General features: G+C 63.9%; 9 protein-coding genes and 1 pseudogene. 1 reads left to right on the top strand and 9 read right to left on the bottom strand.

All coding sequences use genetic code 11. The features are described from left to right. A partial coding sequence (locus tag HP546_RS21350) for a serine dehydratase beta chain (protein ID WP_306125392.1) occupies positions 1-121 on the bottom strand: 121 nt, incomplete at its 3' end. A 146-nt stretch (positions 122-267) separates the two neighbouring features. On the opposite strand from HP546_RS21350, the gene HP546_RS21345 reads away from it, so the two are divergent. Further along, entirely contained in the window at positions 268-1,209 is a 942-nt protein-coding gene (locus tag HP546_RS21345; protein ID WP_172229180.1) for a LysR substrate-binding domain-containing protein, read from the top strand. A 25-nt stretch (positions 1,210-1,234) separates the two neighbouring features. On the opposite strand, the gene HP546_RS21340 is transcribed toward HP546_RS21345, so the two are convergent. The 8 genes and pseudogenes from HP546_RS21340 to HP546_RS21305 form a co-directional block, all read right to left on the bottom strand. Then, positions 1,235-2,656, bottom strand: coding sequence for an undecaprenyl-phosphate glucose phosphotransferase (locus tag HP546_RS21340; RefSeq protein WP_172229178.1), 1,422 nt, complete (start codon positions 2,654-2,656; stop codon positions 1,235-1,237). Positions 2,657-2,832: 176 nt separating this feature from the next. Then, on the bottom strand, positions 2,833-3,591 hold the full coding sequence (locus HP546_RS21335; protein ID WP_172229169.1) for a WecB/TagA/CpsF family glycosyltransferase: 759 nt from the start codon (positions 3,589-3,591) through the stop codon (positions 2,833-2,835). Further along, complete coding sequence (locus HP546_RS21330) at positions 3,591-4,778, bottom strand: glycosyltransferase family 2 protein (RefSeq protein ID WP_172229167.1); 1,188 nt, start codon at positions 4,776-4,778, stop codon at positions 3,591-3,593. The genes HP546_RS21335 and HP546_RS21330 overlap by 1 nt, the downstream gene beginning before the upstream one ends. Further along, the gene (locus HP546_RS21325) at positions 4,775-5,977 is read right to left on the bottom strand and encodes a glycosyltransferase family 4 protein (protein ID WP_172229165.1); all 1,203 of its coding nucleotides are present in this window, start codon (positions 5,975-5,977) and stop codon (positions 4,775-4,777) included. The genes HP546_RS21330 and HP546_RS21325 overlap by 4 nt, the downstream gene beginning before the upstream one ends. A gap of 49 nt (positions 5,978-6,026) precedes the next feature. Next, a complete protein-coding gene (locus HP546_RS21320) occupies positions 6,027-7,031 on the bottom strand; it encodes a VirK/YbjX family protein (RefSeq protein WP_172229163.1) in 1,005 nt (334 codons plus the stop codon). 9 nt (positions 7,032-7,040) lie between these two features. After that, complete coding sequence (locus tag HP546_RS21315; RefSeq protein ID WP_172229161.1) at positions 7,041-8,018, bottom strand: glycosyltransferase family 2 protein; 978 nt, start codon at positions 8,016-8,018, stop codon at positions 7,041-7,043. Between the two features lie 5 nt (positions 8,019-8,023). After that, entirely contained in the window at positions 8,024-8,548 is a 525-nt protein-coding gene (locus HP546_RS21310) for a serine O-acetyltransferase (RefSeq protein ID WP_172229159.1), read from the bottom strand. A gap of 8 nt (positions 8,549-8,556) precedes the next feature. Further along, positions 8,557-8,820: pseudogene (locus HP546_RS21305) on the bottom strand (glycosyltransferase family 2 protein); the annotation flags it as partial.

The following is an 8,820-nucleotide window of genomic DNA, read 5'->3' as shown; positions in this document are numbered from 1 at the left end:
CCAGCAGCCCCTGCTCGCGCAGGACCTGGGCAAATGTCGCCGCTGCCCGCATGGGGCCGACAGTGTGGGAGCTGGAGGGCCCGATGCCGATTTTGAAGAGGTCGAAAACACTGATAGCCATACTAATGCCTGACCGTACCTTGATATGTATCCAAAGCACGGGTATCTAGAGAAATTGAGCTTTGACGCGATTTTGCGTGATACTGACGCCCTGGGTAACGGATGACCAACGAAACTTTCTAAGCAAGCCTTTAGTGGTACTAAACGATGAAAGGACAACTCAACGGTCAGGTGTTCGTCTGGCTGCACGTGTTCGCCTGTGCAGCCCGGCATCTGTCCTTTACCCGCTGCGCCGAAGAGCTGCACATTACCCCGGGCGCGGTCAGCCAGCAGATGCGCCAGCTGGAAGAACGCCTGGGCTACCGGCTGTTCCTGCGCCGGGCGCGTGGGGTGGAGCTGAGCGCCGAGGGGCAGCGCCTGGCGCAGACGGTGGCCGAGGCCTACGGCAGCATCGAGGCCGAGCTGCTGCGCCTGGACGCGGGTGAAATCCGGGGCACCTTGCGCGTGCGCTCGATCCCGTCGTTCCTGGCCAAATGGCTCACGCCACGGCTGCCGCGCTTTCAGCAGCGCTACCCGGACATCGAGCTGCGGCTGGTGGCTGAAGACAGTGCGCAGGCGCTGAACCCTGGTGATTTCGACCTGGCCATCGACCTGAACGATGGCAGTTACCCAGGCATGCTTTCGACACCATTGCTGGATGAACAGATCTTTCCGGTGTGCTCACCCAGCCTGCTGCGCGGGCGGCCGCCCCTGCATGGGCCGGCCGACCTGGCGCACTACCCGCTGCTGCACGACATCACCGCCTGGCGCGGCAGCTCGGAATATGCGGAATGGGAGTTCTACCTCGAGGGCATCGGTGCCGCGGGCCTGGATGTGCGGCGTGGGCATACCTTCAACCGCAACCACCTCACCATCGAGGCCGCCATTGCCGGCATTGGTGTGGCGATTGCCCGACGCACGCTGCTTAACGATGAACTGGAACGCGGGGCGCTGATCGTGCCGTTCGGCGTGCCTATCGCCAACCACAAGCGTTACGTGGTGCATTACCCGCCAGGGGGGTTGAACCAGCCGGGGGCGCGGGCGGTGCATGACTGGCTGGTGGAGGAAGCCCGGGGATTCAGGGAGCTGCATCCGCTAAACAAGGAGTAGCGGCTCCCCAGAATGCTCGCGGATCCTAATACGCTTGCTTGCCGGTGAAGGCGTTCAATGTGCGCACCAGAATCACGAAATCCAGCCACAGCGACCAGTTGTTGATGTACTCGATGTCCGAGTCAACCCGCTGGATCATCTGCTCGATATCCCTGGTTTCGCCCCTGAAGCCACGCACCTGCGCCAGGCCGGTCATGCCAGGTTTGATGTTGTGGCGGGCGAAGTAATCGACGATGTCCTGCGAGTACAACGTGTCATGTTGCAAGGCATGCGGCCGGGGCCCGACCAGCGACATTTCCCCGGTCAGCACATTGAACAACTGTGGCAGCTCATCCAGGCTGGTGCGGCGAATGAAGGCACCGACCCGGGTCAGCCGCGGGTCATTCTTCTGCGCCTGCTTCACCACGCCCTGCTCCGGCTGGTGAACATGCATGCTCCTGAACTTCCAGATGCGGAACGATTCGCCGGTCCAGCCCGTGCGTTCCTGGCGGAAGAACACCGGGCCGCGGCTATCGATCTTGATGGCCAGGGCCACCGCCAGCAACACCGGTGACGCACACAGCAGGATCAGCACCGCCAGCACCCTGTCCTCAAGGTTTTTCAAGAACAGGCTCATGCCCGTCAACGGCGTTTCCGACAGCGTCAGCACCGGGATACCGGCGATTTCCCGCACGCTATGGTTGATAAGGCGCAACGAGAAGATATCCGGCACCCAGTTCACGGCAATGCACTTGTCGAGCAGCTTGAAGTACACGTCATTGATCACTTCGGAGCCACCCAATGGCGTGACCAGGTACACGGTACGGATAGCGTGCTTGGCCACCAGCTCGTCCAGATCGGCAACATGCCCCAGCACCGGCAGCCGCTGCTTGCCCTCGGTATTCTCGCGGCCCTGATCGTCAGCGTTGTCGATCAGCACGCAACCCAGCACCCGTTCGCCGAACCACGGGTTGTTGCTGATCTTCTGATACAAAAAGTTGGCCAGGTCACCGGCGCCAATGATCAGGGCATTGTCCAGGCGCGCATGCGCGGTAAAGCGCTTTTGCAACTCACGCACCGCAAAGTGCAGGAACAACTGGGCCACGTAACCAATGACGAACAGTTGCCCGACCAATAGCCGCGAATAGGTTTCGCTCTGCTTGGTCAGGAAGGCCATCACCACCAGGAAACAGAACGTTGCCGACCACGCTTTGAACAGCCGGAAGGCCTTGATGGAAAGCCCGACGTTGGTGCGGTAGATCGCATAATGGTCGTAAATGACCGCCAATGCACCAATCAGCAACAGCAGCATGATCACGTAATCGGAGGTGATGTAGCCGAACTGGTCGTAGATCAGGTACCAGGCAATGCCGGTCACGGCGATGCCATCGAGGCCCGCCTGGATGGCGTTGCTTACGCTGCTTCTTCTCTGGAGCAAGGAGCGACTGCTTCTGGGTTCGAAAACCATCTCAGACCTCATGAATTTGAGCGTAGCGAATGCCTTTCATCAAACAGCCAGTCTTGAAACAGCTTTTGCAAAGCCAGTGGAGCAGGATAGTGCCGCGCCCAAGCCATTGATATCACTGTAGCAGCCACCCGTTGCTGGCGAGCCGGGAATCACCCAGCACGCGCATTTTGGCCGATTTATACGGTGCGCCTGGCCGAATCCACGGCTCGGCGGTACAGCAGGGTGCGCAACAAGAACAATGGGTTGCCCACCACATAACGCATGAACAAGCGCCTGGGCTCGCGTACCAGCCGGTACAGCCACTCGCCACCCAAGCGCCGCAGCCAACCAGGAGCGCGGCTGACCTTGCCACCGAGAAAGTCCAGGATGGCTCCGCCGCACACGATCAGGCACGGGCCGCCGACGGCCGCCAACCGTGCGGCCACGGCTTCCTGCTTGGGCATCCCCATCCCCAGCACGATCAGTTCGGGACGTTGCTCGCGGGCCAGCTGCAGGTAGGTTTCGACGCTGGCAAAACCGTCGTGAACGGACACCGGCACTACGCCAAACAGGCTTTCACAGCGTTGTGCGGCCTGGTCCAGGAAGGGTTGTCGGGTGCCCCAGAACGCCACCCGGCGCCCACGGTAGGCCGCCATCAGCGTTGGAATGAAGTCGGTGCCATTCATGTTCAGCCCGGGCTCCAGCCCCAGGCGGCGGTATAGCATCGCCATGCCCGAGCCATCGCGCAGCAGCACATCGGCAGCCGACAGTGCCTGGCAATAGGCGCCATCACGCACCACCAGGTTCATCGCATGGGCGTTGACGAAGCCCAGCACCGTGGCCGTTTCGGGGGTCGCCAGGCGGTCCAGCAGGTGCTGCGCCGAGGCGCCGTCTGCCACCACTTCCAGCTGGCAGATAATGCGCTTCCAGCGTTCCTGCCACAGCCACTGAGCCATCAGTCGTCATCCCTTTTTGAACGCACCCACTCGACCTGGCGCCTGATCAGGAAACTCAGGTACAAGGGAATTTTCCTTGCGGCGTAGAACGGGGCATACAGCAGTACCGAAAACGGGATCAGCTCGCGACAGAAGCGCGCCCAGGCCAGCACCACCGCCAAGCCCAGCAATGCCAGTGCACCCAGGGCGAGCCACGCCGGTGTGGCCAGGCCAAACAGCAGGTACGCCAGCCAGGTCAGCAGGTTGAGCCCCAGTAACGTCAGCACCAGCAACGCCAGCGGCGGCACCAGCAAGTCCAGGGTCATCGCCGCCAGGCTGCCGTTGCGCTGCCTGAAGGCGGCCGCCGCGCGTTTAGGGGCGTCTGCCAGCATCAGGCCCAGATGGCCATGCTCCCAGCGGGTGCGCTGGCTGGTGAGGCCTTGCTGGCTGAGCGGGAACTGGCTGGTGACCAGGGCCTCCGGGCAGAACAGTGGCGGCTTGCCCTGCTGACAGAGGTCCAGGCCCAGCTTCACATCCTCGACCAGGTGACCATTGGCCAGGTTGATCAAGGCCAGGTCGTCCCAACCGAAGGCCATGCCTGCGCCCATTAGCTGGCACGGCAGCCCCAAACGCGACCAGCCGCGTGGGCGTACCAGGTTCTTGACCCGCCAGGCGAACTCGGCCACCTGCACTTTCAACCCGGCACCGGCGGGGGCGCGCATCAGGTACAGCGACTGTACCGGCCGACCGGCCTCGCGGTAACGCCGCGCCAGGCAGTCGATGGCCCCTGCCGCGACCAGGCAATCGGCGTCGACCACGATCACCACCTCAGGCGGCTGCTCGGCCAGGTGCCGCACGCCGAAATCCAGGGCGTAGCCTTTGCCGCGCAGCAACGCATCGTGGCGCTCCACCACTTCGGCGCCGGCTTCGCGGGCCAGCTGCGCGGTGTCGTCAGTGCAGTTGTCGGCCACCACCAGCAAGCGGTCGCCTTCGCGCAATTGCGGAACAACGCTCGCCAGCGTGGCACGAATGATCGAAGCCTCGTCATGGGCGGGCACCAACACCGCTAGCCGCGGACGATCGCCGCTACCCAGCGGCCGCACCCGCACCGGCAGGCACGCCATCAGCACCTGCACCAGCAACACCAACACCGGCACCAGGACGATGACCGTCAGCAGGCCCAGCAACCAACCCAATACACTTATCATGCGAATGCCTTGAAGTAGCCGGCCAGCCTGGCCGCCTCGGTGTCGATATCGTGCCGTTGCAACACGCGCTGGTAGGCCGCCTCGCCCATCCGCTGGAGGGCCTCGGCGGGCTGCGCCAGGCAGTCGGCCATGGCGGTGGTCAGCTCGTCCACGGCTCCGGCCGGGAACAGCCAGCCGTTTTCGCCCGGCCGCACCAGTTCGGGGATGCCCGCTACATAGGTGGTCAGCACTGGCCGGCGCAGGGCCATGGCTTCCATGATCACCACCGGCAGGCCCTCGGCGAAACTGGGCAACACCAGCGCGCGGGCGGCGAGGATTTCTTCGCGCACCTGGGCACTGCTGATCCAGCCGGTGATGCGCACGTGTTGCTGCAGGCCATGCCGGGCAATCAAGGCCTCGATCTCCCCGCGCATCTCGCCGTCACCGGCCAGTACCAGCTCGAAAGCGATCGACTCGGCGGCCAGCCTGCGCGCCGCCTCCAGCAGCAGCAGCTGGCCTTTCTGTTCGCACAGGCGCCCTACGCACACCAGCCGCGGCGCCGTGGGCACGGCAACCGGTGGCACCTCATGAAAACCACGCTCCAGGCCGCAATGCACCACCTTGACCTTGGCCCAGTGCTCGTGCGCCACCCAGCGGAACAGCTGACTGCGCCCGTAAGAGCTCACCGCCGCCACAAAAGCCGCACGCCGCACCTTCTCGCCCATATGCAGAAACTGCGGCTTGTCGAACTCTTCCGGCCCGTGCACGGTAAAGCTGTACGCCGGCCCGCCCAGCGCGTTGGCCAGCATCACGACTTCGGTGGAGTTGGTGCCGAAATGGGCGTGCACGTGTTTCGCCTCCCCTGCCTGCAGCCATTGCACTACCTGGCAAGCCTCGGCCAGGTAGACCATGTGGTAAGGCCAGCTGCGGTCGGCTCGCAGGCCCAGGCGCATGGCCAGCCGCAGCGCCCGGAAAAACCGTCCAGGCTGTGCCCGCAGCACCTGCCACGTCGGCGCCAGCAGCCCCTTGAGCCCGCCTTGCAATACATAGCGGGTCTTGTCCCGTTCGCTCACGTCCTCGGCGTCCTGCACCTCGGCGTCCCACCCGCGCAGGGCGATGCGCTGCACCTCTACCCCCTGGCGCTCCAGCGCCAGGATCTCGCGACGGATGAAACTGTGGCTGACTTTCGGGTACTGATTGATGAAGTAAGCAATGCGCATACGAATCCACATCCAAACCCGCTTGATGACCTACCGCCTCAGGCAACCTTCACTTCAGGCTGTCGACTACAGGTGGTCGATCCACTGCTGATGCACTCACGACAAATGCATCCCCCTGTTTTCCTTGTAGTCCAAGGTTGCTACCGCTGCTTGGCAATGCTGCCTGCAAGCGGTTGAAAAGATCGTCGAGCAACGCCTGGCGGCGGCGATACATCGCCCGTTTCTTCGCCGGAATGTCCGCTTCTGCCCGCTGCGCGGGTGCCAGCGGGATGGCGAAGAAGTCCTCGCGATTCGACGCTGTGGCGGCGTTTTCCTGCCAGATCACGTCGTAGTTGGCCGCCAGGTCCTGGCCTTTGTCGTTGCCAAAATACGGGTGGCGGTGATGCCGGCAGGCATCGCTGACCGCATACAGCTGCGTCACGCCCAACGTCCTGGCCAGGCACTTCAAGGCTTCGAGCAGCAGGCTGCGCGGGCGCAGGCCCTCGAAGTCCTTGGTCAGGTCGCGGTAGATGGCCAGCGAGGTTTCGCTGTCGATGCCTTTGTGAATGCCCTGCACGGCACCGATGAACAGGCACAGCTCACCCTGGCTACGGCACAGGGTGAATGCCAGGGAGGCCACGCGCAGGTCGCCCTGGAACAGGTTCAGCACCAGCTCGCCTTCGCGCTTGAACCAGATCGGCCGGTCAAGCACCAGGCGGCAGCCTGGCGAATGCGCCGCCAGATCGCACAGCGTCAGGCTTTCGTCGCGCCCCAGCAGCAACAGTGCCGGAAACTGCCCGGCCAGCACTTCAAAGTGCGACGCCACCACCTCCAGGCGCTCGGGCGCCTCCCAGCGCTGGCTGATGTAGGGCCATTGCACCACGCCGATGCAGTCCACGCCCAGCCGCTGCAGACCTTGCCGTCCCAGGGCCACCGTCATGCGCCGGCTGAACGCCTCAAGCTCAGGCCATTGCCTGGCAATCTGCAGCGTCAGCTTGTACTTGTTGTTCAACGCCCGCAACGAGTAGCCCGGTTGCAAGGTGAACACGCTTTTCACGAGGGTGCCGAGCATCATGGGTTTCTCTCACTTGTACTCGATCAACGCCGATTTGCCGGCCGCAAAGCGGTGGCGCAAGAATTTCAGCTGGCCGAGCATTTCCGGGAACTTGCCCAACACCAGAAACACCGCCTGCAGCCAGTTCTCGCGCGCCGACTTGCCACCACGGCGGGCCAGGCGTACTGCCTGCAGCGGGTAGATCAACAGCAACAGCAGGCCCCAGCTGCCCAGCAGCAGGCAGGCCAGGACGATGGCCAGCGGTATGCCCAGGCCCCACAACCAGGCCCGGCGTGACTCGCGCAGCCAGTGCCGCTCTGGCGGCCGGCCATGCAGGTAAGCCCCCTCGGCATAGGCATGTCCAGCGCGCAGGCTGCGCCGCCACCACTGGCTGAAACGGGTCATGGCGGCGTCGTGCAGGGTCATTTCGGCGGCCAGGCGCCAGACCTTCCAGCCTTTGGCCCGCAAGCGCACGCACAGTTCTGGCTCTTCGCCGGCGATCAGGTCGGGGCGAAAACCGCCGACCGCGGCAAATGCGTCCGCGCGCATCAGTGCATCGCCGCCGCAGGCCTTGGCCTCACCGATGGGGGTGTCCCACTCCAGGTCGCACAGCAGGTTGTACACCGAGCGCTGCGGGAAGCGCTCACGCCGGCGGCCACACACCACCGCCACGTCGGGGTGGTCATGCAGAAACGCCTGCGCCGTGGCCAGCCAGCCTGCATCCACCTCGCAATCGCCATCGACGAACTGCACCAGCTGTATCCAAGGCGATAGCTGCCGCAAGGCGACGAAGCCTTCGTTGCGTGCGCGCGCAGCGGTGAACGGGCGGCGCATGTCCAGCGCCATTACCTCCACCCCCAGGCTGCGCGCCAGCGGCAGCGAGCCGTCGGTGGAGCCCGAGTCGACATACATGACCTGGTCCGCACCCTGCGCCAGCGAACCCAGGCAGCGCGCCAGGCGCTGGCCTTCGTTGCGGCCGATAACCACCACCCCGATCCCTGTCGCCATGAGTGTCACTCCACCGCTGCCGTGGCGGCCGGTTGCCGCGCCTTGATGGTGGCCGGCACCCCCACTGCAAGCGAGTTGTCCGGCACATCCACCAGCACCACGGCATTGGCGCCGATGATCACGTTGTTGCCGATGCGGATGCTGCCCAGCACCTTGGCTCCGGTACCGATATCGACATTGTTGCCGAATACCGGGGCAATCGGTTCGTCGACATTTTTCAAACCCACCACCACGCCGTTGCGGATGCGGCAGTCATCGCCAAAGCGGGCATAGCCACTGACGACGATGCCGCCAAAATGGTCGATGACAAAGTTGCGCCCGATCTCTACCTCGCAGGGCAGCTCGATACCGGTGATGATCTGCACGAACTTGAACAGCACCTTGTAGATGAACGAGCACAGCTTGCGCAGCAGTGCCGGGCGAACGCGGTAGCGCCAGCGGCCGAAGCGATATACCAGCAGTACCCAGAAACCCTGGGCGCCCCAGTCGCCGCCATGGGCGCGCAAATCGGCACGGATATTCTCGAACATGGCTCTACCTACCTTGTCGGTTGGCTGGCGTAGCGGGTCTTGAGCAGCAGTGACCAGGTCGCCCGGCAATGCCGCCAGCAGGCCTGGATCGCGCCCCATCCGCGTCGTTTCAACAGCGCCTTGAGTGCCAGCACCAGGTCCCCCAGGGTGACGAGCAGCATGTGCAGGGCCAGGCCCGCCACGCCATGATGCTTGCGGAAGTACAGCAACTCGCTTTCGATCTGGTATGACGAAATCTGCCGGCTGGCCGCCTCCAGCTCGGCCACCGACTT

This window comes from Pseudomonas sp. CM25 (assembly GCF_013179705.1).
In the GTDB taxonomy this organism is placed as follows: domain Bacteria; phylum Pseudomonadota; class Gammaproteobacteria; order Pseudomonadales; family Pseudomonadaceae; genus Aquipseudomonas.
Note: the sequence above shows the minus strand (reverse complement) of the source record. Positions and strands in the feature narration are given on the sequence as shown.

Bases quoted from the DNA above. Each gene is read 5' to 3' on its own strand.
- HP546_RS21315 (WP_172229161.1), bottom strand. From the start codon at position 8,018: ATGGCGACAGGGATCGGGGTGGTGGTTATCGGCCGCAACGAAGGCCAG.
- HP546_RS21310 (WP_172229159.1), bottom strand. From the start codon at position 8,548: ATGTTCGAGAATATCCGTGCCGATTTGCGCGCCCATGGCGGCGACTGG.
- HP546_RS21340 (WP_172229178.1), bottom strand. From the start codon at position 2,656: ATGGTTTTCGAACCCAGAAGCAGTCGCTCCTTGCTCCAGAGAAGAAGC.
- HP546_RS21320 (WP_172229163.1), bottom strand. From the start codon at position 7,031: ATGATGCTCGGCACCCTCGTGAAAAGCGTGTTCACCTTGCAACCGGGC.
- HP546_RS21325 (WP_172229165.1), bottom strand. From the start codon at position 5,977: ATGCGCATTGCTTACTTCATCAATCAGTACCCGAAAGTCAGCCACAGT.
- HP546_RS21345 (WP_172229180.1), top strand. From the start codon at position 268: ATGAAAGGACAACTCAACGGTCAGGTGTTCGTCTGGCTGCACGTGTTC.
- HP546_RS21330 (WP_172229167.1), bottom strand. From the start codon at position 4,778: ATGATAAGTGTATTGGGTTGGTTGCTGGGCCTGCTGACGGTCATCGTC.
- HP546_RS21335 (WP_172229169.1), bottom strand. From the start codon at position 3,591: ATGGCTCAGTGGCTGTGGCAGGAACGCTGGAAGCGCATTATCTGCCAG.